Here is a 24,138-nt window from a genome sequence, read left to right as displayed (position 1 = left end):
GGTTCAGTGGCCGGAGCCGGCGTTGGGGTCGTAGGTGGTCGGCAGCTTGCCGAGTACGCCGTTGACGATGTGGATCCGGCCGCCCGCGACCTGGTAGTCGACACAGACGCTCTGCACGTGCTCGCCGATCCGGGCCATCGCCCCGGCCGCGCTGACCGGCACCGTGCTGCCGTCGAGGGTGCGTAGCGAGCCGTCGGCGACCAGGTCCGCCAGTGGGTGCGCGCCGGCCACCAGGTGGGCCCGGACGAGGTCGCGCAGCTCGTCCTTGCGGTGGATCATCAGGTCGTCGAGGTTGTCCTCGGAGAACTTCTTCGCGAAGGCGTCGTCGGTCGGGGCCAGGATGGTCACCCCACCCGGGGCGCGCAGCTCGACCGAGAGGTCGGCGGCGCGTACCGCCGCCTCGAACCGGGTCAGCACGGGGATCCACTGCAAGGCCACGTCGCCGGGCTGGCCGGCCAGCGCGGCCGGGTTGCCCGGATCGGTGCCGGAGGGCAGCGCGTCGCAGAGCGGTCCGGTCACCCCGGAGCCGGCTGCCCCGCCGGAACCGGCCGCCGCCGCGTCCCGCTCGTCGGGACCGTCGTCGGTGCAGCCGGCGACCGTGCCGGCCAGCAGCGCGGTCGTGGCCAGCGCCAGCGCGGCCCGGAACCGGGCGCGGCCGATCCGGGTACGGCTGGCCGGTCGCCGCCCGGCGGAATCGTCGGCCGGGGACGGCGGGATGTACGGCTCGGTCACGGCAACCTCCACGACTGAACGTCTTTCCACCTGGACAGCGCGGCGCGTACGCCCCGACTCACACCTGCGGCCACCACGGACCGCAAGGGGAGGTTGAAGAGGTTCACTGACGGACGGGTGCCGTACCGGTGGGCCGGGCGTCGGCGGCCCGACCCGCCGGTACGGCGGATGGTGCGGGGTTCAGCGGTGCGCCGCGCCGGTCACAGCGCGGCGCACTGGCCCGACTTCGGCCCGTTCACCGAGTTGGCGACCTCGATGTTGGTCGGTGCCGGGCTGTTGACCGCACAGCTCAACGGACCGCTCACCGAGTTGCCGGCGATCAGGGCCGGGTCGCTGCCGGTGTTGTTCACCGCCACCGAGACCGGGCCGGAGATCGTGTTGTCGACCAGCGAGACCGCGCCGGTGGTGCCGGAGACCGACACCGGGCCCCGGACGGTGCTGTCCGCCAGGAAGACGCCGGTGGCACCGGCCGCGCTGACCGGGCCGCTGATCGTCGTACCGGTGGCGATCAGGATGGCGCCGGGCCGGACGGTGACCGGACCGTTCACCGTGGCGTCCGACAGGCAGGCGAAGCCGGAGATGGTCAGCGGCCCGTTGTGCCGGCCGGTACGGGTCGGGTAGACCCGGGTGCCGTCCACCCACTCCTCGGCGCCCTGCGCGTCCAGCAGCAGCGGGATCAGGCCCCGCTCCGGCTGGGCCAGCGGCACGTAGTACCCGTCGGTGCCCTTGACGACCTTCCAGCCGTGCGCGGCGATCCGCTGCGCCACCGTGGCGCCGACCCCGCCCGGACCGTCGGTACGCGCCCCGTTGTACTGCTCCTCGGTGAGCTTGTACGCGCACGGCGCGTTGTCGAGGATCATCTCCGGCACGGGCAGGTCGTCCCGAGGGCCGGCCTCGCCAGGGTGCGGCGCCGGGTGCAGCGGGATCGGCCGGGAGCCCCGGAAGACGAGCCGGCCGGTGTTGCTGGCCTGGAACTCGATCGCCTCGCCGCGGGCCTTCTTGATCTCCGGCAGCTTGGCCCGGTGGTAGTCGAGGAACTGGCTGAACGTCCAGAGCGCCGAGTACGTCTTGCGGCGCCGGTTGTTCGCCGAGTTGCCCTCGTCCGGCCGGGTCTGCCCGCCGGAGCTGCGCAGCTCCAGCAGCGAGTTGACGGTGTTCTTCAGCCCCAGGGTGTTGCGCAGGATGGTCTCCTCGCTCAGCCCCACGCCGCTGCCGCCCTGGCAGCCGTACGGGCAAGCCCACCAGCCGTCCTTGGCGCCCTCGACGTACATGTGACCCTCGATCATGTCCAGCGACTCGTCGAAGATCTGCTTGGCCACGTTCTGGTGCCGTGGCGGCAGCATCGGCAGGTCGCCGGCGGTCGAGTTGCCGTACTCGTGCCCGTCGTAGCCGGCCACCGGCCGGTAGTCGCGGAGCATCTTCACGTACGCCGCGGTCTCCGGCTGGCGGATCAGCGAGTAGTCGCGGTTGAGGTCCTGCCCGGTCGAGTTGCCCCGGGTGTTGGCGGCCCGGCCGTCACCGTTGATGGTCGGCACGATCAGCACGGTGGTGTGCTTGAGCAGGTCGATCGTCTTGGCATCGGAGCCGAACGCCAGCTTGCGGGCCAGCACCAGGCAGGCTTCCCGGTCACCGGGCTCGTTGCCGTGCACGTTGCAGTTGATCGCCAGCGGCGAGGTCGCGGCGACCGCCGCCGGGGTGGCCGGCGGGGCCGGGTAGCCGATCACCAACATGTTGATCGGCCGGTTCAGCACGGTACGCCCGAGCTCCACCACCCGGACCCGGTCGCTCCGCCGATCGATCTCGGCGGTGTAGGCGTACTCGTCGACGTCGCCGGTGTACTGCGCGGCCTTGGTGGTCTCCCACTGGGTGCGCAGGTTCTCACCGGGAACCGCCGGGTCGCCCCACGGCTGCTGGGTGGTACCGGTGACCGGTGCCGAGTACGGCTGCTCGGCGGTGCCGATCCGGGCCCGTACCCGCCACTGGAACCGCAGGCCGGGGTCGAAGCCGGCGTCGGCGAAGGTCGGCGACTCGTTGTTGATCTGACGGTTCGGCCGCCAGACGCCGACCACCACCGCCGGGCCGGTGGCCACGTCGGAAGCGTCGACCGGGGTGCGCTCGATCTGGTAGTCGGTGGCATCGGGGACCGGCGTCCAGGCGACCGTGGCGTAGCCGTCGGCCTGGGTGACGGTGAGTCCGGTGACCTGGTTGGGCTCCGCGGCCGTGGTGCCGGGCACCGCCGAGGTCGGCTGGCCGAGCGCCGCCGAGGGGGCGGTGACGGTGCCGAGGGTGGCCGCGAGCAATGTAGACAGTACGACTACCGTCGGTTTTCTTGAACGCATGTGAACTCCGAGGGGGAGGAGCCGGGGGGACAGCACTGCGGGTCATCATGATCCCCGACGTGCGGCGATGCAATGATCTTGAGGATGTCTTGAGGATCCTCGGCCGTCCCCGACTCCCGCTCCTCGGCTCAGCCCACCAGGGCGGGCTCGGCGATGCAGGCGGTGCCGATCCGGCGGAAGCCGACCCGCAGGTATACCCGGGCGATCTCCTCGCTGCCGGCGGAGAGGAAGACCAGGTTCGTACCGTCGTCGAGCAGCCGGCGGGCGAGCGCGGCGGTGACCGCGGCACCCAGGCCCCGGCGGCGGGCCGTGGGCAGGGTGGCGATGCCGGCGATCTCGGCGACGTCGTCGACCCGCAGCGCCATGCCGCTGGCCACCGGGCCCTGGCCGGGCAGTTCGACCACGGCGGAGATCCGGCGGCCGGCGGCGGTCCGGGTGCGCTCCTCGTCCAGCGAGTCCACCGGCAACTCGACCAGGGCGGTGTCCCGGGCGGTCGGGCCGGCCACGCCGACCTCGGTGCCCGGCGCGGCGAAGCCGACCGCCGCGACCGCGCGCCGGGCCGCCACGTCGGCGGCGAAGGTCGGCGCCGTCGGGTCCAGGATCCGCACCGGGGTCGCCGCGAAGTCCTCGGGCGGGGGCAGGGCGGCCGGATCGAGCACCATCAGCGGCGCCTCCAGCACCGCCAGCCCCGCCGACCGGGCCACCGCGAGCAGGTCCGGGTGGTTCTCGTGTACCCACTCGAAGGCCTCGGGCAGCCCGAGGTCGCGCTGGCGCTGGCGGACCGCCGTCACGTCGGCGGCCGACGGCGGCTCCGTGGCGCCCAACCTGGGTCGGGCGTAGAATGGCCATCCCGCCCCGTCGCGGACGAACAGCACCAGCCCGCCGAAATCCTCCGTGTGTGCCCCGTCACGCGGCACCGCATCGTAAAAGCGTTCCAACCGGTCAAACGGCTCGTCTCGTACAGATGCCACCGGGGGAGCGTACACGTACGGGATCCGGGGCATGTGATCAATTCCGCTGCCTGTGATCGGTTGTACTGGTGGACCCCGCCGGCCCCTAACGTAGACTCAAGAGACCCAGCAGGGCCGACGTCGTCCCGACCTAATGATTGAACGTGAGTGACGACAGGAGCCCCGGTGGCCTTTCCGTACCCCCAGGAACCGCACCTCTCCTCGTCGGCGGGTGCCGACTCCGCGTCGACCGGCCCCGGTCGGGTCCCGGAGCACACCGCCCGGACGGCCCGGACGCCGGAGCCCCAGGGGCTCTACGACCCGGCTGCGGAGCGGGACGCCTGCGGGGTCGCCTTCGTCGCCGACCTGCACGGCCGCCGCTCGCACGACGTCGTCGCCAAGGGCCTCGCCGCGCTCTGCCGGCTGGACCACCGGGGTGCCCGGGGTGCCGAACAGAACACCGGGGACGGCGCCGGGATCATGCTCCAGGTGCCGGACGAGTTCCTCCGGGCGGTCGTCGACTTCCCGCTCCCGCCGGCCGGGCAGTACGCCACCGGCCTGGTCTTCCTGCCCACCGACCCGGCCGACGAGGCCCGGGCCAGGACCGTGCTGGAGAAGTACGCCCTGGTCGAGGGGGCCGACATCCTCGGCTGGCGGGACGTACCCGTCCGCCCGGGCGACCTCGGCGAGAGCGCGCTGGCGGCCCGGCCGCTGATCCGGCAGGTCTTCCTGGCCGCGCACCGGCTGACCGACTCCCCGGCCGGCCGGGCCGGCACCCCGCTGACCGGGATCGACCTGGACCGGGTCGCGTTCTGCGTCCGCAAGCAGGCCGAGCGGGAGACCGCCGAGCGGGGCGTGCCGGCGTACTTCCCGTCGCTCTCCGCCCGGACCATGGTCTACAAGGGCATGCTCACCCCGGACCAGCTCCCGGAGTTCTTCCCGGACCTGACCGACCCCCGGGTGGCCAGCGCGATCGCCCTGGTGCACTCCCGGTTCTCCACCAACACCTTCCCGTCCTGGCCGCTGGCCCACCCCTACCGGTTCATCGCGCACAACGGCGAGATCAACACCATCCGGGGCAACAAGAACTGGATGCAGGCCCGGGAGGCGCTGCTGCGCAGCCCGAACATCCCGGGGAACATCCGGCGGCTCTTCCCGATCTGCACCCCGGCCGCCTCCGACTCGGCCAACTTCGACGAGGTCCTCGAACTGCTGCACCTGGCCGGGCGGAGCCTGCCGCACGCGGTGCTGATGATGATCCCGGAGGCCTGGGAGAACGACCCGGACATGGCTCAGGCCAAGCGGGCCTTCTACCGCTTCCACGCCAGCCTGATGGAGCCCTGGGACGGCCCCGCCTCGGTCGCCTTCACCGACGGTTCGCTGGTCGGCGCGGTGCTCGACCGCAACGGGCTGCGCCCGGGCCGGTGGTGGCTCACCTCCGACGGACTGGTGGTGCTGGGCAGCGAGGCGGGAGTGCTCGACCTCGACCCGGCGACCGTGGTCGCCAAGGGGCGGCTCCAGCCGGGCCGGATGTTCCTGGTCGACACGGCCGCCGGCCGGATCGTGCTGGACGACGAGATCAAGTCCGAGCTGGCCGCCGAGCACCCGTACGACGACTGGCTGCACGCCGGCCTGATCGACCTGGCCGACCTGCCGCCGCGCAAGCACATCGTCTACGCCCACCATTCGGTACGCCGCCGGCAGCAGACCTTCGGCTACACCGAGGAGGAGCTGAAGATCCTGCTCGGCCCGATGGCCCGGGCCGGTGCCGAGCCGGTCGGCTCGATGGGCACCGACACCCCGATCTCGCCGCTGTCGACCCGGCCCCGGCTGCTCTACGACTACTTCCACCAGCTCTTCGCCCAGGTCACCAACCCGCCGCTGGACGCCATCCGGGAGGAGCTGGTGACCAGCCTCCAGGCGACCATCGGGCCGGAGGGGAACCTGCTGGACCCGAACCCGGCGAGCTGCCGGCAGGTCGTGCTCCCCTACCCGGTGATCGACAACGACGAGCTGGCCAAGATCCTCTCCATCGACGAGGACGGCGACCTGCCCGGCTTCAAGGCGGTCCGGGTCTCCGGGCTGTACCGGGTCCGGGACGGCGCGGCCGGGTTGAAGGCGCGGCTGACCGAGATCTGCCGGCACGTCTCGGAGGCGATCGAGGACGGCGTACGCATCCTGGTCCTCTCCGACCGGGACTCCACCGCCGACCTGGCGCCGATCCCGTCGCTGCTGCTCACCGCCGCCGTGCACCAGCACCTGGTGCGGGAGCAGACCCGCACCCAGGCGGCGCTGATCGTGGAGTCCGGCGACTGCCGCGAGGTGCACCACACCGCGCTGCTGATCGGGTACGGCGCGGCGGCGGTGAACCCCTACCTGGCCTTCGAGTCGGTCGAGGACCTGATCACCACCGGGGCGCTGGCCGGGATCGAGCCGGCCACGGCGGTCCGCAACTACGTCAAGGCGCTCGGCAAGGGCGTACTCAAGATCATGTCGAAGATGGGCATCTCGACGGTCTCGTCGTACTGCGGTGCCCAGGTCTTCGAGGCGGTCGGCCTGGACAACCGGCTCGTGCAGCGGTATTTCGCCGGAACGCCGGGCAAGATCGGCGGGGTCGGACTGACCGAGATCCACGCCGAGGTCGCCGCCCGGCACGCCCGGGCGTACGCGGTGAACGCCGGCCAGCGCACCCACCGGCCGCTGGAGGTCGGCGGCGAGTACCAGTGGCGCCGCGAGGGTGAACTGCACCTGTTCAACCCGGAGACGGTCTTCCTGCTCCAGCACGCCACCCGCAGCCGGCAGTACGACGTCTTCCGCGAGTACACCGCGAAGGTCGACGGGCTGGCCGAGCAGGCCGGCTCGCTGCGCGGGCTGTTCCGGCTCCGCACCGGGGTACGCGAGCCGGTACCGCTGGAAGAGGTGGAGCCGGCCAGCGAGATCGTCAAGCGGTTCGCCACCGGCGCCATGTCGTACGGGTCGATCTCGGCCGAGGCGCACGAGACCCTCGCGGTCGCGATGAACTCCCTCGGCGGCAAGTCCAACACCGGCGAGGGCGGCGAGGACGTCGAACGGCTCTACGACCCGACCCGGCGCTCGGCCGTCAAGCAGGTCGCCAGCGGCCGGTTCGGGGTGACCAGCGAATACCTGGTCAACGCCGACGACATCCAGATCAAGATGGCCCAGGGTGCCAAGCCCGGCGAGGGCGGGCAGCTCCCCGGCAACAAGGTCTGGCCGTGGATCGCCCGCACCCGGCACGCCACCCCCGGCGTCGGGCTGATCTCCCCGCCGCCGCACCACGACATCTACTCGATCGAGGACCTGGCCCAGCTCGTGCACGACCTGAAGAGCGTGAACCCGGCCGCCCGGGTGCATGTCAAGCTGGTCAGCGAGGTCGGGGTCGGCACGGTCGCGGCCGGGGTCGCCAAGCTGAAGGCCGACGTCATCCTGATCTCCGGACACGACGGCGGCACCGGCGCCTCCCCGCTCAACTCGCTCAAGCACGCCGGCACCCCGTGGGAGCTGGGCCTGGCCGAGGCGCAGCAGACGCTGCTGCTCAACAAGCTCCGGGACCGGGTCACCGTGCAGGTCGACGGCCAGCTCAAGACCGGCCGGGACATCATCGTCGCGGCGCTGCTCGGTGCCGAGGAGTACGGCTTCGCCACCGCCCCGCTGATCGTCGCCGGCTGCGTGATGATGCGGGTCTGCCACCTGGACACCTGCCCGGTCGGCATCGCCACCCAGAACCCGGTGCTCCGGGAGCGCTACACCGGCCGCCCCGAGTTCGTGGAGAACTTCTTCCTCTTCCTCGCCGAGGAGGTCCGGGGCTACCTCGCCGAGCTGGGCTTCCGGTCGCTGGAGGAGGCGATCGGCGCGACCGAGCTGCTCGACTTCGCCCCGGCACTCGACCACTGGAAGGCGCACGGGCTCGACCTGCGGCCGGTGCTGCACGTACCGGAGCTGCCGGCCGGCGCGGCCCGGCGCGGCGTACGGGCCCAGGACCACGGGCTGGACCGGGCGCTGGACAACGAACTACTCGCCCTCGCCGAGCCCGCGCTGGCCAACGGCACGCCGGTCCGGGCGGCGGTGGCGGTCCGCAACGAGCACCGCAGCGTCGGCGCGATGCTCGGCGGCGCGGTCACCCGGCGGTTCGGCGGGGCCGGCCTGCCCGCCGACACCATCGAGTTCGACCTCACCGGCACCGCCGGGCAGTCGTTCGGCGCCTTCCTGCCCAGCGGCGTGACGCTGCGGCTGGCCGGCGACGCCAACGACTACGTCGGCAAGGGACTCTCCGGCGGGCGGATCGTGGTCCGCCCCGACCCGGCGGCGCCGTTCGCCGGCGGCCTGGACGCGCCACCCGGCCCGAACGGCCGGGCCGAGGACCAGATCATCGCCGGCAACACCATCCTGTACGGCGCCACCGGCGGCGAGCTGTTCCTGCGCGGCCGGGTCGGTGAGCGGTTCGCGGTGCGCAACTCCGGCGCGGTGGCCGTGGTCGAGGGGGTGGGCGACCACGGCTGCGAGTACATGACCGGCGGCATCGTGGTGGTGCTCGGCGGCACCGGGCGGAACTTCGCCGCCGGCATGTCCGGCGGTACGGCGTTCGTCTGGCAACTCGACCGGCGCCGGGTCAACCCCGAGCTGGTCGACCTGGCTCCGCTCACCGACGACGAGCGGGTCACCCTCTACGACCTGGTGCAGCGGCACTTCGCCGAGACCGACTCGTCGGTGGCGGAAGGGCTACTCAAGCGCTGGCCGGAGGCGGTGCGGGAGTTCACCGCGGTGGTGCCCCGGGACTACAAGCGGGTCATGGAGATCATGCGGGTCGCCCGGGCCGAGGGCCGGGACGTGGACGAGGCGGTGATGAGCGGACTCGCGGCACCGGGCGTACCGGCCCAGCCCGCCGCCAGCACACCGCCGGCCGTACCGGCCCCGCCCGCGTCCCCGGCCCGGCCGGTCGCCCCCGGTTCGCGCCCGTCCCAGGAGGTGGCTCGTGCCTGACCCGAGTGGATTCCTGAAGCACGACCGGAAGCTGCCGGCCCGCCGCCCGGTGCCGGTGCGGATCTCCGACTGGCGCGAGGTCTACCCCTCCGCCGAGGAGGGCCTGATCCGCGACCAGGCCACCCGGTGCATGGACTGCGGCATCCCGTTCTGCCACGACGGCTGCCCGCTGGGCAACCGCATCCCGGACTGGAACGACCTGGTCCGGACCGGCAACTGGGCGACCGCGATCGAGTCGCTGCACGCCACCAACAACTTCCCGGAGTTCACCGGGCGGCTCTGCCCGGCGCCCTGCGAGGCGGCCTGCGTACTCGGGATCAGCGGCGGGGCGCCGGTCACCATCAAGCAGGTCGAGGTGGAGATCGTCAACCGGGCCTTCGACCTGGACCTGGTGACCCCGCAGGAGGTGCCGGGACCGTCCGGCCGGTCGGTCGCGGTGGTCGGCTCCGGCCCGGCCGGGCTCGCCGCCGCGCAGCAGCTCGTCCGGGCCGGGCACGCGGTGACGGTGTACGAGCGGGACGACGCGATCGGCGGCCTGCTCCGTTACGGCATCCCCGACTTCAAACTGGAGAAGGGGCACATCGACCGGCGGCTGGCCCAGCTCACCGCCGAGGGCGTCCAGTTCCGCACCGGGGTGAACGTCGGGATCGACGTCACCGCCGAGCAGCTCCGGGCCGAGCACGACGCGGTGCTGCTGGCCTGCGGTGCGCTCGCCGGCCGGGACACCCCGGCGACGCCGGGCCGCTCGCTGCGCGGCGTACACCAGGCGATGGAGCACCTCGTGGCGGCCAACATCGCGGTCGCTTCGGCGGCCGGCGGCCAGCCCAGCGTCAACGGCCGGGAGTCGTCGACCCCGATCGACGCGGCCGGCAAGCACGTGGTGATCATCGGTGGTGGCGACACCGCCGCCGACTGCCTGGGCGTGGCGCACCGGCAGGGCGCGGCCGGCGTACACCAGCTCGACCTGTACCCGCGACCGCCGCGAGAGCGCGACGAGGTCCGCGACCCGTGGCCGACCTGGCCGTGGATCCTGCGCGAGTACCCGGCGCACGAGGAGGGCGGCGAGCGGGTCTTCGCGGTCGCGGTCCAGGAGTTCGTCGACGACGGCACCGGCCAGGTACGCGCGGTCCGGATCGCCGAGGTGACCGTCGAGAAGCGGGACGGCCAGCGGTTCCTGACCGTGCTGCCCGGCAGCGAGCGGGAGTTGCCGGCCGACCTGGTGCTGCTGGCGATCGGCTTCGACGGCACCGAGGAGCAGCCGCTGCTCGACCAGTTCGGCGTGGTACGCAACCGGCGCGGCGCGATCGACGCCGACCCCGAGTGGCAGGCCGGTACGCCGGGCGTCTTCGTCGCCGGTGACATGCACCGGGGCGCCTCGCTGATCGTCTGGGCGATCGCCGAGGGCCGGGCCGCTGCCGCCGCGATCCACCGGTACCTGGGCGGGGCCAGCCAGCTCCCGGCTCCGGTGGCACCGTCCGCGCAGCCGCTGGCGGTCCCGGCCGGCTGATCGGCGCTGTCGGCGCAGCCGCTGGCGGTCCCGGCCGGCTTGGCCGGCGGGTCGGGACCGCGGCGGCGCCGGGTCCACAGTGGGCTGCCGCCGGTCGCCGACGGTTCTGAAGTGCTCACCGCCGGCCCGGGCCGCCGCCGGTCGCGGCCGCGTGACGTGGTCGCATGATGAGGGCCGCGACGTGGTACGTACACGGCGTGGATCCGGGGTTGGCATAGCCGTGGGTGACGTCGGCGGCAAAGTAGACCGAGTCGCCGGCGGCGAGTTCGACGGCCTCGTCGCCGATCGTCAGTCGTAGCCGCCCGGAGTCGACCGCGACGAACTCGTGCGAGCCGGGGGCGTAGCCGGGATAGCTGCCAGCGTCGCAGCCGGGTGGCAGGGTGGAGCGGATCCACTCGAAGTTGATCCCGGGGACCACGGGCGTGAGGATGACCCGACGCCATCCGCCCGGCTCGTCGACGACGTCCTGATCGGCGGCGCGCCGCACGATGAGGCGCTCGTCGCGGGCGGCGGCGACCAGCGTGCTCAGCGGCACGCCGAGGCCGTCGGCGATGCGGGCCAGGACCACGATGGTCGGTGCCTTGAGGCCGCGCTCGACCGAGGAGAGCATGCTCACGCTCACCGACGCGGCCTCGGCCAGCGCCTGGAGCGTCAACTGGCGATCGGATCGCAACTGCTGTATGCGGCGGCCAAGCTCGACGAGATCCATGTTTGCTATAGTAGTACCAATATTTCCTATAGAGAAATCGGGGCCTCGTGGTGACGACCGATGCGGTGACCATCTGCCCGGCGACGCCTGCCGATGTGGCGGCGATCGCCGGCATCTTCTCCCACTACGTGCTCAACAGCGTCGCGACCTTCGAGGAGACTCCACCCAGCAAGGCTGACTGGTGGCGCAGGATCGACGGGTTGGCCGCTCGCGGCCTGCCGTTCCTGGCGGCGAAGGCCGGTGACGAGGTGTTCGGATTCGCCTATGTCGCCCCGTGGCGGTCGAAGCCCGCCTATCGGAGGACGGTGGAGGACACGATCTATCTGGCGCCGGACGCTACCGGCCGGGGCGTGGGTCGAGCGCTGCTGTCTGCCCTGTTGCGGCAGTGCGGGGAACGCGACGTTCGCCAGGTCATCGCGGTCATCGCGGACAGCGGGGATCCCGCGTCGGCAGCCCTGCACCGCTGGGCGGGCTTCGGCGAGGTCGGCCGGCTGAGGGCGGTGGGCCACAAGCACGGGCGTTGGATCGACACGGTGCTGATGCAACTGGATCTGGGCGCTCGGAGAGTCGGCCGGGAGCGCCCGGCAGGGTAGGCGCTGCGGGTGCCTGGCCGGGCTGGCGCACTCAGCGGTCGTGGTAGGTCCGTCAGTCGGCCGCCGACGCGTCCAGCACCTGGCGTAGCGCGTTGTCGAGCGCGGCGCGGGTGCTCGGACTGAGGCGGCCGAAGAGTTGCCGCCCCACGTCGTCGGCGATCCGCTGCGCCGCCTCGACGCGCTGCCGGCCCTGCTCGGTCAGGTGGATGGCATGGGCGCGGCGGTCACCCGGTACGGCCCTGCGCTCCGCCAACCGCTGTCGTTCGAGTTCGTCCACGATCCGGCCCAGCGACGACTTGTCCAGGTCGAGCAGGTCGCCCAGTCGACGCTGGGTCAGCGGTCCCGCCCCGTCGAGTACGGCGAGCACAGCGAAGTGCCGTTCCTCGATCCCGAGCGGACGCAGCGCGTCGTTGAAGAGCTTCTGCGAGTGCCGGTGCACCGTGCTGAGCTGCATGGCGGTGATGACGTCCGCCGGCAGGAAGGCGAGCCGGGAGGCGTCGGCGGGGGAGCGCGTGGAACTCATCTCTGGATCTTAGGACGGTGAACGGTTACTCTCATCTGAGAATGTATCAGCCGGTCCTATCTAGGAGGAGCCTTGACCCGGAACGTGGCGGCCGTCAGCGGGACGGTGTACCCGTCATCCATGGCCGGACAGCCGACCACCCGGCTGCGGATCGCGATCGTGCTGACCTGGACGCTGGTGCTGGAGCACCTCTACGCACTGGTCACCCCGCCGTACGAGCTCGGCATCGAGCACGGGTTCCACCTCAGCTTCGGCATCGCGTACGCCTGGCTGGCGCTGCGGCTGCGCACGGCGCGGCCCTGGCAGCGGACCCTGCTCACGGTCCTGCTCGCGGTGCAGTTCGTCGGCAGGTTCTTCGTCTTCGCCGCGATCCCCGAAACCTGGGTCAGGGTCAGCCTGGTCCCGGGCGCACTGGTCACGCTGGTGCTCGTGGCGCTGCTGTGGTGGCCGGCCGGACGTCGCTCCGGGTGAGGCGGAGGGCGGGGATCGGCCCTCGGTGGCCGGTGGACTGTCTGGTTCGGAGACTGTCGACCTGCCCCGTTCGTGCGCCCAGCTCGCGCAGCCCGCTGTCGGTGCCCCGTTCGTGCGCCCAGCTCGCGCAGCCCGTTGTCGGTGCCCCGTTCGTGCGCCCAGCTCGACAGTGTGTGCACCAGACCCTGTCGGCCGGCTGTGCACCAGACCCTGTCGGCCGGCCCGGCTGGCGCCGGTCGGTCCCCGCACGACCCGTGACCGATGCCCGACGACCCGGCAGGGGCAGGCATCTGCCCCGCCCGCCCCGCCCGCCGCGCCGCGCCCGCCGCGCCCGACCGCTCCGCCCGGCCGCGTCGGTCAGGCGGCGAGCACCGCCTGCACCTCGTGCCGGCGGCCGGTGGCCAGGCCGGTCAGCAGCGCGGGCGCCTCGTCGAACGGCAGCACCGCCGAGACCAGGTGTGCGCGTACCAGGGCGCCGTAGTTGCGGAGCAGGGCGATCGTCTCCGCCGACAGGCGGTCGCGGTCCCAGGTGGGGGCCAGCCCGCGCGGTACCCGGCCGATCTGCGCGCAGTGCAGCGACAGCCCGTTGTGGTGGAACTCCTCGCCGAGCCGCACCAGGTCGGCGCCACCCTGATAGAAGGCGAGGTCGACGACCGTGCCCTGCGGGCGGAGTAGCCGCAGCGCCAGATGCAGGGCCGACGCCTGGCCCCGGCACTGGAAGACGACGTCGGCGCCCCGGTCGTCGGCCGCGTGCCGCCACCGCGTCTTCAGCACCACGGCGGGATCGCCGTCGGTCGGGTCGAGCGTCTCCAGGCCGAGCGCCTCGGCCACCGCCCGCCGCTGCGGCGTGGGATCGAGTACCACCACCGAGGCGGCACCGGCCCGCCGGGCGAAGAGCGCGGTCAACAGCGCCACCACCCCGGCCCCGGTCACCGCCACCCGGCGCCCCCGCACCCCGTCGCCGAGGTCCCGCACACCGCTGCCGTACAGGTCGGCGGCGGCGTGCAGCAGCCCGTTGGCACAGATCGGCCCCATGTGTGCCACGTAGATCCCGAGCAGCGGATCCAGGTCGGGCGGCACCGGCACCACCCGGTCGAGGCGTGGATCGCCCCGGTACGCCGTCCGGTGCCCGTACGTCATCGCCACCACCGCGCCCTCGGCGACCGCCGGGGTACGACTGCCGGTCACCCGGCCGACCTCCATGTAGCCGAGCCGGGTCACCGGGTACGGCGTGCTCGGCGCGCCCTCGACGAACAGCCCGAGCGTGTCGTCCCAGCCGGCCGACAGGTACGGGTTGGTGCCCTTGACGTAGCTCAGCTCGGTGCCGGCGGAGACCCCGCTGAACAGGGTCTCGACCCGGAACGTGCCGTCGGTCAGCGGCTCCGGCTCCTCGTACCGGAACGCCACCTCGTGCGCCCCGGTGACCACCAGGTTCCGGTCCCGCTCAGACATTCGCCGGCTCCAGCGGCGGCACCCGGACCGGCTGGCCGGTCACGGCCGACTCGGCGACCGCCAGTGCCAGCAGGTGGGTCCGGAGCGCCTCCGGGTAGGGCACCCGGATGTCCGCGCCGATCCCCCGGACCGCATCGACGAAGGCGCGGTCGACGTCCGTCCGGCCCTGCTCCAGGTCGCCGGAGACGCGCCGCTCACCGTCGGCGTCCCGGACCAGCAGGCCGTCCTCGCCGATCGACAGGGCCAGGCCGTCGGCGTACACCTCCAGGCCGGCCCGGTGCTTCCAGTCCAGCGCGCAGGTCGTGCCGAGCGTGCCCACCGCACCGGTGACGAACCGCAGCGCGGCGGCGGTCGCGCCGTCCACGTCCGCGCCGTCCACGGCCGGCGGCGTGCCGTTGCCCACCGCCCAGACCTCGTCGACCTCGCCGACCAGATAACGGGCCAGGTCGAGGACGTGTGCGGCCTGCTCCACGACCGGGCCGCCGGACTGGTCCCGGCGCGGCCACCAGCCGACCGGCGGTACCTTGTCCAGCCAGGCCCCGGTGACCAGCCGGACCGGCCGGTCGGCCAGCAGCCGCCGGGCCCGGTCGACCGCCGACAGGTAGCGCCAGTAGTGGCCGACCGCCGTCACCGCGCCCCGCTCCTCGACGAGCCGGTTGATCCGGGTCGCGGTCTCCCGGTCCAGCGCGAGCGGCTTCTCCACGAAGAGTGCCAGCCCGGCGCCGAGCACCGCCTCCTCGGGCGCGCCGTGCGCGAACGGCGGCACGCAGACGTACGCCGCGTCCAGCTCCGCGGAGAGTAGTGTCGGGACGTCGGGAAAGACCCGGGCCCGCGTCGACTCGGCCAGCCGGGTGGCCCTCTCCGTCGACACGTCGGTGACCGCGACGATCCGTACGTCGTCGAAGCCCGACAGCACCCGCGCGTGCCGCTGCGCCACACCGCCCGCACCGATCAGCCCCACCCGGCAGACCCGCATCCTCGACCTCCCGTTCCCCGACCTGCACCGGACTCTCGCCTTCTCCGGCTGCGGCCGGCGGGAAACCTCCGACCGGCATCCGAAACGAACCGTTCACCCGGCCGGTGCGGGGACGCCGTCATCCGGAGCTCAAGCTGTTAGCCGGTCTCGGGTTTGCCCGAGCGGCTCGGGGAAAAGGTTCGGCCCGGCGCCGCGGATCACGACATTGGGGGTGTGCCCGTGCGGCATTCAGAAGCGACAGTTTCACCCATCGTAGAAGCGTGGACCACGTACCGCACCGGAAACTCGGCAAGGTGGACGGCCCGCCGGCTATTGAAGATCAAGGGCGAGCAGCGGGTCAGTGTGGTGCTTCCGGCCCGCGACGAGGCGGCCACCGTCGGCGCGATCGTCGGCACGCTGCGGCGACACCTGGTCGAGAAGGCCCCGGTCATCGATGAGCTGATCGTGGTGGACTCGCGATCCACCGACGCGACGGCGGCGGTGGCCTCCGCCGCCGGGGCCCGGGTGGTGAGCCAGGACGAGATGACCCGGGGACTGCCCCGGCTGGACGGCAAGGGCGACGCACTCTGGTCCGGGCTGGCCGCCGCCACCGGTGACATCGTCGCCTTCGTCGACGCCGACCTGCGCCGCTTTTCGCCCCGGTTCGTCACCGGGCTGGTCGGGCCGCTGCTCGCCGACCCGACCGTCGCGTTCGTCAAGGGCTTCTACCACCGCCCGCTGGTCGGCGGCGGCGCCGTCGAACCCGACGGCGGCGGCCGGGTGACCGAGCTGATGGCCCGGCCCCTGATCAGCATGTTCTGGCCCGAGCTGGCCGGCTTCGTCCAGCCGCTCGCCGGGGAGTACGCCGGCCGCCGCGAGATCCTCGAACAGCTCCCGTTCGTCTCCGGGTACGGCGTCGAGATCGCCATGCTGATCGACCTGCTGGACCTGGTCGGGCTGGACGCCCTGGCCCAGGTCGACCTCGGCGAGCGGTTCCACCGGCACCAGGACACCGAGGCGCTGGGCCGGATGTCGGCGCAGATCCTCTACACCGTCTGGTCCCGGCTGCACCGGCGCGGCCTGGTCGCCGAGCCGGTGCCACCGGCCGCCGTGCTCACCCAGTTCCGGCGCGGCGGTGACCAGGCACTGCCCAACCTGGACCGGGAGATCGTCGTCACCGACGTGACCGTCGCCGAACGTCCACCGCTGGCCAGCCTGTCCCGGCGGACCCGGATCGCCCGCGGTCGGGCCCGCCGGCCGGCGGTCGCCGCACCGGCCGGTGCCGGGCGAGCCGTGACCGGGGCGGTGACCGGCGCGTGAGCCTCACCGTACTGGTCAACGCCGGCCCGTGGCTGCCGGTGCCGCCGAACGGGTACGGCGGCATCGAGAACGTGATCGCCACCCTCGTACCCGAGCTGCGCCGGCTCGGCGTACGGGTGGTACTGGCCACCGTCGGCAGCAGTGAGCTGGCCGTCGACGAGCGGCTGGCGGTCTTCGCCGACGGTCAGTTCGGCAGCCTGCAACGGCCGTACAACCAGGCGTGCGGGGTGGTGCAGAGCCACCTGCACGCGGTGGTGCGCACACTGCGGGACCGCGACGACATCGACCTGGTGCACGACCACGTCGAGGCGGCCGGCCTGGCCACCCTGGCCGCCCTCGGCCGGGACGCCCCGCCGGTGCTGCACACCCTGCACTGGGACCTGGCCAAGCACCCCGAGTTGTACGGCAACTTCGACGGCGCCGACCGGGTACGCGTCAACGGCGTCTCCGCCTCGCAGCTCGCCCGGGCACCGGAGGCGCTCCGCGCGCACTCGGTCGGGTACGTCCACCTGGCCACCCCGCTGGCCGTCGGCGCCGACCGGCGTCGCCCCGCCGGCAAGGCCGGACACGTCGTCGTGCTCGGCCGGATCCATCCGGGCAAGGGCCAGGATCTCGCCGCCCGGCTGGCCCACCGGGCCGGCTTCGACCTGGTCCTCGCCGGGCCGGTCGGCCCGTACCGGCAGCCGGCCGACCTCGCCGCCGCCGTGCACGATCCGGTCGCGGCGGCCAACCCCGACGTGCGGTTCTGGCGGGAACGGGTCGCGCCGCACGTCGACGGGGTACGGGTGCGCTGGGTCGGCACCGTGGCCGGCCGGCAGCGCGACGAGCTGGTCGCCACCGCCCGGGCCTCGCTCTTCCCGCTGCGCTGGGCCGAGCCCGGTGGTACGGCCGTGGTCGAGTCCCTCGCCCTCGGCACCCCGGTCGTCGGGCTGGCCGAGGGCTGCCTCCCGGAGTTGATCCAGCATGGTGAGACGGGCCTGCTCAGCTCCGACGAGGACGATCTCGTGGAACTCGTGCACACCGCCGACCGGATCGACCCGCGCCGCTGCCAGGCCGAGGCGGCCCGGCGGTTCAGCCCCGAGGTGATGGCCCGGTCCTATCTGGCCCTCTACGACCGGGTCCGCGCCCTGGCCGCCACCCCCGCGCTGACCTGAGGACCGGCCCGATCCGTAGCTCCGTCGAGGACGGGACGCGGCTCGGGGCCGGCCTGGTTCGTTCCCGCGCCGGCTTCGGTTAGTGTTCCGGTGACTACGCGTACCGGCGGTGGGGGGCAGGGTGGGACTCGCAGCCACATTCGGGCGGGCGGTTGCCGCACACCGGCAGGCCCGGGCGCACCTGGACGCGGCCCGGCACGGGCTGGCCCAGCTCCGGCCGCCGCCCGACTCCGGCGAGACGGCCGACGTCGTGGCCCGGCTGCGCCGGGTCGGCGAGGCGGTCAGCGGCGAACCGGAACCGGCCCGGTTCTTCGCCGGCCCGCTGCCGGTGCGGCTCGGCGTGGCGAGCACGGTGGACGGAAGCTTTCCGGCGGTCGTACCGCTGAGCGGCGGCACGCACCTGGCGATCGACGCCGACGCCCGGGACGGGCGGGTGGCGGCGCTGCTGCGTACCCTGGTGGTCCGGCTGCTCGCCGCCGCACCCGCCGGCTCGGTCCGGGTGTCCGCCCTGGACAGCGCCGCACTCGGCGCCACGTTCCTGCCGCTGCGGGTGCTGGTCGAGGCCGGGGCGGTGCCGCCGCCGGCCACCACCGATGCGGAGATCGCCGCCGCGCTCGACGCCGCCGAACGGCACGCCCGGGCCGCCCAGCAGGCCACCTCCGGCACGCCGGAACTGCTGCTCCTGGTCGCCGCCTCGATGCCGGCGGGCCGGGAACTCGGCCGGCTCGCCGCGCTCACCCACGCCGGCCCGACCGCCGGGGTCTGCGTGATCGCCGCGGGATATCCGCCCCCGGGCGCTGGGCTCGCCCCGCCGCCGCTGGGCGGCACCACGCAGGTCCGCCTCGACCCGCAGGGCTACGCCTGGATCGGCGATCCGCCCGGCCACCCGTTCAGCTCCGACGGCACCGGCCTGGCCGCCCCGGTACGCCTGGACGGCGAACCACCGGCCGGCGCGGTCGCGGCGCTGGCCGACCGGCTCGGCGAGGTCTACCGGCGGGAGTCGAGTTTCACCTTCACCGACCTGCTGCCGGCCCGGCCCTGGGCCGAGTCGTCCGGCAACGGGCTGCGTGCGGTGGTCGGCCGCGCTGGCCGGGAGCAGGTGATCTGCGCCTTCGACGACCAGACCCCGCACTGGCTGGTCGGCGGCCGGACCGGTGCCGGCAAGACGGTCTTCCTGCTCGACGTCCTCTACGGACTCGCCGCCCGCTATGCCCCGGACGAGCTCTCGCTCTATCTGCTCGACTTCAAGGAGGGCGTCAGCTTCACCGAGTTCGTGCCGACCGGCCGTGACCCGTCGTGGATCCCGCATGCCAGGGCGGTCGGCATCGAGTCCGACCGGGAGTACGGCGTCGCCGTGCTCCGCGAGCTGCGCCGGGAGCTGAACCGGCGGGCCTCGGCGCTGAAACGGCACGGCGTGACCAAACTGGCCGACCTGCCCCGGGACGGCAGGCCGGTGCCGAGGATCGTGGCGGTGATCGACGAGTTCCACGTGCTCTTCGCCGGCAACGACGCGGTGGCCAGGGAGGCGGTGTCGCTGCTGGAGGAGCTGGCCCGCAAGGGTCGCTCCTACGGCATCCACCTGGTGCTGGCCAGCCAGAGCATGACCGGGATCGAGGCGCTCTACGGAAAGACCGACTCGATCTTCGGGCAGTTCCCGCTCCGGGTGGCCCTGCCTGGCGGCGGGGGAGTGCTGGACACGCTCAACGATGCCGCCGGAGCCCTGCCGATCGGCTCGGCGATCGTCAACCCGTCCGCCGGGCTGGCCGCCGCCAACACCGTGGTCCAGTTCCCGGACGCGCACGCCAGCGCCGCCGAGGTGGCCCAGCTACGGCACGAGCTGTGGCAGGCCCGCAAGCCCGGCTCGCGGCCACCGGCGGTCTTCAAGGGGTACGAGTCGGCGCACGTCGAGGACGACCCGACGTACCGGGGACTGGTCCCGGGGGGACGGCGGCCGTTGGCGCTGGTGGGCCGTACCGTCGACGTGGACCTGACCTCGGCGCTGTTCCCGCTGGACGCCACCCCGGGCCGGCACCTGGCGGTGGTCGGCACCTCGCCGGTCGGGGCGAGCGTGCTGCATGCCGCCACGGTCAGCCTGGCCCGGCAGCACACCCCGGGCAGCGCCCGGTTCCTGGTCGCCCCGCTGGTCGCGGTCGCCGACGAGATCGCCGAGGAGACGATCGCCGAACTGACCGCGGCCGGGCATCCGATCGACCGGCTCGACGCCGCCGGGCTCCGCGACGAGCTGCGCAAGCTCGCCGTACAGCCGGCCGACGGGCCACCGGCCCGGACCTTCCTGGTCGGGTACGGCATGGACGGTGCCAGCGGCGTCCTCGGCGCCCGGGACGAGAACTACAAGTCCGGGCTGGACGACCTCCAGGCGGTGCTCCGGCAGGGCCCGGCGTACGGGGTGCACCTGCTCGGCTGGTGGCGCGGGCTGCGCCGGCTCTCCGACGACATCGGCGGGTCGAGCAACCGGGACGACGTCGCCTGCCTGGTCGCGCTGAACGTGCCCGGGTCGGAGCTGAGCATGTATCTCGGGCTGCACGACCTGGCCTACACCCCGAGGGCGAACCGGGCACTGCTGGTCGACCGGCACGACCAGCGGGTACGCCTGATCGTGCCGTTCGTCCGGGCCGGTTACGAGCACGACGACGAGGGGAGCTGAGGTGGCGAGCTTCGCCGAGTACGCGGCCCTGGCCCGGCACCTGCACGAGCTGCGCCGCAGCGGGGAACGGACCGCCGCTCAGCTCGCCGAGGCGCGGGGCAGCACCGGCGCCGCCGCCGACCGGCTGGACCAGCGGCTCGCGGTGCAGCAGCAGCGGTTGACGGCCCTCGGCCAGATGATCGGCAAGTCGGTGTCGATGGCGCCACCGGCCGGCCCGCCACTGCCCGGCCCTCCGCCGCCGGCCGGATATCCCCCGCCCGGGTCCGGCGGCCATCCCACCGTGCCGGCTCAGTACGCCGGGCCGGACCACGTCGAGCCGTCGCCTCCGGCCGGGCACGTCTACCGGCCGGGCGGCTTCGGCAGCCCCGTCCCGGGAGAGTCGGGGAGCGGGGTGGAGGCGGCCGGTGCGGCGTACCCGGAACTGCCGGCCGGTCCGGCGCGGCGCGCGCTGCCGGCGACTCCGGCGGCCGGCCCGGTGCCCGGCCCTCGGTTGCCCTCGGACGCGGCGCCGTCCGCTGTTGGCGCGGGCCCGGGGACGCCCCCGGCCCAGCCGGTCGATCCGGTGCGCGAGCTGGAACTGGCCCGGCAGGCCGCCGACGGCGCGGACGTGATGATCGTGCAGGCGGAGACGATGGCGCAGCAGGCGCCGCTGTTTCCGTCGATGTCACCGCTGGCCCGGGCGACGACGGTCTACCTGATCTGCGCCGGGCTGCTCACCGTCGTCATCTGGATCGTGCTCACCGTCGCCGAGGTGCAGGGCATGAAGGGGCTCGACGCCAGCACGGTCGCGGTCTTCTCCTGGAGTTGTGCCGGGCTGCCGACGATGGTCTTCTTCCTCGGCTATCTCGCGCTCAGCGTCTGGGGGAAGCCCCGGATGATCGTCGGCCGGCCCGCCCGGTACGCCCGGCTCGGCTTTGGAATCTGCTTCCTGGCCGCCCCGTTCGCCTTCCTCACCTACTACCTGGTCTGACCTACCTGGTGTGACCTACCTGGTGTGCGGCTCTCCGTCATTCGGGTCGGAGCGGCGCGGCGGGCTGGCGCCGACGAATTCCATGGTGGTTGAGTGGGGCGGTTCCGGCCCGGAGCTCGGCGTCAGATGCGGCTGCTCCGGTTGGAGTGCAGCGTGAGCAGGCACATCGTGCGGCGGAACCACCCGACGGGCTGTCTCGTTGGTGCGGGTGGACCCATCGGCCACCTCCCGGCCGGTCGTCCGCGCCGAGGACGTTTCCGCCATGGTACGTCGACCGGGCAGGCCCGGCAGTTCGGTCAGCCCGGGTACTTCCCGTCCGGTGAACGGACGCAGGGGGACATGACGATCAGGGCGATCCAGACCCGGTCGCCGGAGGTCGTCCAGGAGAACTGGAAGCCGTCGGCGGGGTTGACGAGATCCAGTTCGGCACCGGCGCCTTCGGGCAGGAGCCGGAAGTTCTTGAGTTCGTACCCCTTCGCGGTCCACTCGTCGCGGAGCCGCTCCAGCACCGGGGCATGGCGCTCGACGGGGAGCGTCACATGGCTGAACCCGGAGACGTGGAACACCGCGTGGTCACGGTACCCGTCGCAGGGTGCCGGTGCGACGGACGGCGCCGGATCCGGCCGGCCCTCGCCGATCGCCTCCGTGGCAGCACCGAGATGCGCGCGGGTCGCCGCCTCGACGTCCGCCCTCGACTGGCTTCGCACCGTCGGATCCTCCCCGTTGTCGGCACCCGAGCATCCGGCGAAGACCACCACCACGGCGGCGACCCCCACCACTGCCGCCCGTACCCTCATCGTGGCGACTGCCCGTGATCGAGGCTCACCTGGTCGTAGAGGCCGAGCACGATCCGGCCCTGGTTCTTCAGGCTCTCACTGCCCGGCGTCCAGTAGCCGCTGTGCCCGGACGTGTCCACCTGGTAGCGGTTGGCGCCGAAGTCCTGGTCGGTCGGTTCGTTGTCGTGGATCCCCGGGATGCTGCCCGTCGCGCCGGTCATCGGATCGTCCGCCGCGCCACCCGCCCAGACGTGCCGGGGGTCGAGCTGGAGTTCTCCGGCGGTGCCCACCGACATCCCGGGGCTGCCGGCCGTGACGATGTCGTGCACGGCCAGGCCGTCGCCGTGGCTGGCCGCCTCGCCCACCACCACGCTGCCGTAGCTGTGCCCGATCACCGTAGTGTGGCTCGGCCCGGCGTCGTGTGCGGCGTTAAGGCCGTTGACGAAGCTGTCCAGGGCCGGGGCGCCGGCCTCGGCGTGCCCGGTACCCATCGCGCTACTGTCGAACCCGGGGGCGTCGTAGCCGAGCCAGGCGATCACCGAGATTCCGCCGGCCGTGGGGCCGCCGATCTGCTGTGCCGCTCGTTGGACCTCGGCCGCCCGGTCGATCTGGCCCCGCATGTTGTCGAGTTCGGTCCCGGTGCCGGGGACCAGTACGGCGGTGTGCGCGGCGGTGTCTGGATCGCCGACCGCGACGATCGCCCTGCCGTCGTTCGTGTTCTCCAACCCGAGCAGGAACAGTCCCTGACCGGGTGGCCCGTACTCGGCGGCCTCCAGCTTGTCGAGCAGGTGGAGAAGCCGGTCCTGGTCACGCCCGCTCTGCGGACTCCACTCCGGCGCCCGCCCCAACTCCCCGAGGTGCGCCCGCAACGCCAGTCGGTTCGCCTCGTTCCGGTCGTCGGCCGGCAGCCCGTCCAGCGCACCGAGCCGGTCGGGGTGGGCGGTCAGGTACAGCAGGCGCTGGTCCTCGGTGAGCCCGCCCCACCAGGCCCGGACACTCGCCGGATCGGCGCCGGCCTCCGGGATGGCGGACTCCGCCACGCCGAGCAGGTCGGCGACCTCCCGGGCGTCCAGGATCGCGTTCTTCCACTCGAAGGTGTCCATGGCGCCGCGGTCGAGCGGCTCCAGTTTGCCGAGGGCGCGCTTGATGTCCGTGTCCGCGTCGTCCGCCTCGGCGAGCAGCCGGCCGATCAGGTCGGTGTAGATCTCGGCGTTCTGGTGCTGCAACGCCCGCTCCGCCCGGCCGTCGTCCAGGTGGATGTGCCAGTCCTGCGCGGGCGGTGGCACCACCCGCCCGTCGTCCTCCACCCGCAGTCCGAGCAGGTCGCAGGCGTCGATCGCGGCGTGCAGACGCTGCTGGACGTCACGTAGCCGCTGGGCGGCGTTGCCGAGCACGATCGCGGCCATCCGGTGCAGCAGCGCCGCCAACTCGAACTCGTCGTCGAGTACGTCGAGGCGGGCGAAGAGCGCGGACGCCGCCTCCCCGGACCAGCCGGAGGTCCGCAGCGGGCCGGTCAGCTCGGTGACGACCCGCCGTTCCAGTTCGCCGGAGCGGCGGGCGAGCGTACGCCACGCCTCCGCCGCCTCGGTCACGGTGCCGAGCCGCGCGTCCCGCAGTTCGACATAGGTGACCATCCGGGTTCACCGTCCCACGGCGCGGAAGTTCTCCGCGCTGGCCCGGTCGCTCTGCCGGTAGTCACGGGCGCACAGGTGCAGGCCCCCGGCCAGCGCGTTCAGCCGCTGTCGCAGCCTGGCCAGATCGTCCTGCCACCAGTGCAGGAGATTCTCCAGCGCGGTCCCGGTCTGCCAGCCGCGCAACTCGCGGACCGCCTGGCTGGTCTCCGGCTCCACGTCCGTCAGTTCCCGGTCGAGGCCCGCCTGGAGGTCGGCCGCCACGCCGGCCTTCGCCTCCAGCGGCGCCGGGTCGACCCGCACTTCGACATTCATCGACGCCCCTCCCTGTGTCGGAGGGTATCAGAGCAGGAACAGTGCGTGCTCTGTCCAGGTCGACGGCGTACGGCGGAG

18 protein-coding genes are annotated in these 24,138 nt (G+C 73.2%); 8 read left to right on the top strand and 10 right to left on the bottom strand.

Translation table 11 applies throughout. The features are described from left to right. Window positions 1-3 precede the first annotated feature (3 nt). The 3 genes from ACSMXO_RS32255 to ACSMXO_RS32245 form a co-directional block, all read right to left on the bottom strand. A complete protein-coding gene (locus tag ACSMXO_RS32255) occupies window positions 4-732 on the bottom strand; it encodes a fasciclin domain-containing protein (RefSeq protein ID WP_455415011.1) in 729 nt (242 codons plus the stop codon). 200 nt (window positions 733-932) lie between these two features. Beyond that, on the bottom strand, window positions 933-3,071 hold the full coding sequence (locus ACSMXO_RS32250) for a M14 family zinc carboxypeptidase (protein WP_455415010.1): 2,139 nt from the start codon (window positions 3,069-3,071) through the stop codon (window positions 933-935). A 128-nt stretch (window positions 3,072-3,199) separates the two neighbouring features. After that, window positions 3,200-4,042 (bottom strand): GNAT family N-acetyltransferase, encoded by an 843-nt coding sequence (locus ACSMXO_RS32245; RefSeq protein WP_346262799.1) that lies wholly within the window; start codon window positions 4,040-4,042, stop codon window positions 3,200-3,202. 165 nt (window positions 4,043-4,207) lie between these two features. Here ACSMXO_RS32245 and gltB point away from each other — a divergent pair, with 165 nt between their 5' ends. Beyond that, window positions 4,208-9,019: a glutamate synthase large subunit gene (gene gltB, locus ACSMXO_RS32240; RefSeq protein WP_455415009.1), complete on the top strand. Its 4,812-nt coding sequence runs from the start codon at window positions 4,208-4,210 to the stop codon at window positions 9,017-9,019. Then, window positions 9,012-10,526 carry a glutamate synthase subunit beta gene (locus ACSMXO_RS32235; RefSeq protein ID WP_455415008.1) on the top strand — a complete coding sequence of 505 codons (1,515 nt, stop codon included), beginning with the start codon at window positions 9,012-9,014 and terminating at the stop codon, window positions 10,524-10,526. Before gltB ends, ACSMXO_RS32235 begins: the two co-directional genes overlap by 8 nt. A gap of 115 nt (window positions 10,527-10,641) precedes the next feature. Here ACSMXO_RS32235 and ACSMXO_RS32230 read toward each other — a convergent pair whose 3' ends face one another. Beyond that, window positions 10,642-11,235: a helix-turn-helix domain-containing protein gene (locus tag ACSMXO_RS32230; RefSeq protein ID WP_455415007.1), complete on the bottom strand. Its 594-nt coding sequence runs from the start codon at window positions 11,233-11,235 to the stop codon at window positions 10,642-10,644. Between the two features lie 50 nt (window positions 11,236-11,285). On the opposite strand from ACSMXO_RS32230, the gene ACSMXO_RS32225 reads away from it, so the two are divergent. Next, the gene (locus tag ACSMXO_RS32225; protein ID WP_455415006.1) at window positions 11,286-11,828 is read left to right on the top strand and encodes an N-acetyltransferase family protein; all 543 of its coding nucleotides are present in this window, start codon (window positions 11,286-11,288) and stop codon (window positions 11,826-11,828) included. Window positions 11,829-11,880: 52 nt separating this feature from the next. Here ACSMXO_RS32225 and ACSMXO_RS32220 read toward each other — a convergent pair whose 3' ends face one another. Further along, on the bottom strand, window positions 11,881-12,351 hold the full coding sequence (locus ACSMXO_RS32220; protein WP_455415005.1) for a MarR family winged helix-turn-helix transcriptional regulator: 471 nt from the start codon (window positions 12,349-12,351) through the stop codon (window positions 11,881-11,883). Between the two features lie 72 nt (window positions 12,352-12,423). On the opposite strand from ACSMXO_RS32220, the gene ACSMXO_RS32215 reads away from it, so the two are divergent. After that, window positions 12,424-12,822, top strand: a complete 399-nt coding sequence (locus tag ACSMXO_RS32215) for a hypothetical protein (RefSeq protein ID WP_455415004.1) — start codon at window positions 12,424-12,426, stop codon at window positions 12,820-12,822. Between the two features lie 357 nt (window positions 12,823-13,179). On the opposite strand, the gene ACSMXO_RS32210 is transcribed toward ACSMXO_RS32215, so the two are convergent. Together ACSMXO_RS32210 and ACSMXO_RS32205 are read right to left on the bottom strand one after the other, a co-directional pair. Next, window positions 13,180-14,274: a zinc-dependent alcohol dehydrogenase gene (locus ACSMXO_RS32210; protein WP_455415003.1), complete on the bottom strand. Its 1,095-nt coding sequence runs from the start codon at window positions 14,272-14,274 to the stop codon at window positions 13,180-13,182. Further along, the gene (locus ACSMXO_RS32205; protein ID WP_455415002.1) at window positions 14,267-15,250 is read right to left on the bottom strand and encodes a Gfo/Idh/MocA family protein; all 984 of its coding nucleotides are present in this window, start codon (window positions 15,248-15,250) and stop codon (window positions 14,267-14,269) included. Before ACSMXO_RS32205 ends, ACSMXO_RS32210 begins: the two co-directional genes overlap by 8 nt. A gap of 219 nt (window positions 15,251-15,469) precedes the next feature. On the opposite strand from ACSMXO_RS32205, the gene ACSMXO_RS32200 reads away from it, so the two are divergent. The 4 genes from ACSMXO_RS32200 (at window position 15,470) to ACSMXO_RS32185 (ending at window position 21,338) form a co-directional block, all read left to right on the top strand. Then, a complete protein-coding gene (locus ACSMXO_RS32200; RefSeq protein WP_455415001.1) occupies window positions 15,470-16,549 on the top strand; it encodes a glucosyl-3-phosphoglycerate synthase in 1,080 nt (359 codons plus the stop codon). Further along, entirely contained in the window at window positions 16,546-17,703 is a 1,158-nt protein-coding gene (locus ACSMXO_RS32195) for a glycosyltransferase (protein WP_455415000.1), read from the top strand. The genes ACSMXO_RS32200 and ACSMXO_RS32195 overlap by 4 nt, the downstream gene beginning before the upstream one ends. Before the next feature lie 121 nt (window positions 17,704-17,824). Next, window positions 17,825-20,368, top strand: a complete 2,544-nt coding sequence (locus tag ACSMXO_RS32190; RefSeq protein WP_455414999.1) for an FtsK/SpoIIIE domain-containing protein — start codon at window positions 17,825-17,827, stop codon at window positions 20,366-20,368. A gap of 1 nt (window position 20,369) precedes the next feature. Continuing rightward, the gene (locus ACSMXO_RS32185; protein WP_455414998.1) at window positions 20,370-21,338 is read left to right on the top strand and encodes a hypothetical protein; all 969 of its coding nucleotides are present in this window, start codon (window positions 20,370-20,372) and stop codon (window positions 21,336-21,338) included. 296 nt (window positions 21,339-21,634) lie between these two features. Here the strand turns inward: ACSMXO_RS32185 and ACSMXO_RS32180 are convergent, their stop codons facing one another. From ACSMXO_RS32180 to ACSMXO_RS32170, 3 genes are read right to left on the bottom strand one after another with little or no spacing between them, the layout of a single operon-like run. Further along, window positions 21,635-22,135, bottom strand: a complete 501-nt coding sequence (locus ACSMXO_RS32180; protein ID WP_455414997.1) for a hypothetical protein — start codon at window positions 22,133-22,135, stop codon at window positions 21,635-21,637. Continuing rightward, complete coding sequence (locus ACSMXO_RS32175) at window positions 22,132-23,748, bottom strand: alpha/beta hydrolase (RefSeq protein WP_455414996.1); 1,617 nt, start codon at window positions 23,746-23,748, stop codon at window positions 22,132-22,134. The genes ACSMXO_RS32180 and ACSMXO_RS32175 overlap by 4 nt, the downstream gene beginning before the upstream one ends. Window positions 23,749-23,754: 6 nt before the next feature. Then, window positions 23,755-24,060, bottom strand: coding sequence for a WXG100 family type VII secretion target (locus ACSMXO_RS32170; protein ID WP_455414995.1), 306 nt, complete (start codon window positions 24,058-24,060; stop codon window positions 23,755-23,757). Window positions 24,061-24,138 lie beyond the last annotated feature (78 nt).

Source organism: Plantactinospora sp. DSM 117369 (assembly GCF_053764795.1).
This window is presented reverse-complemented; position numbering and strand designations above follow the sequence as displayed.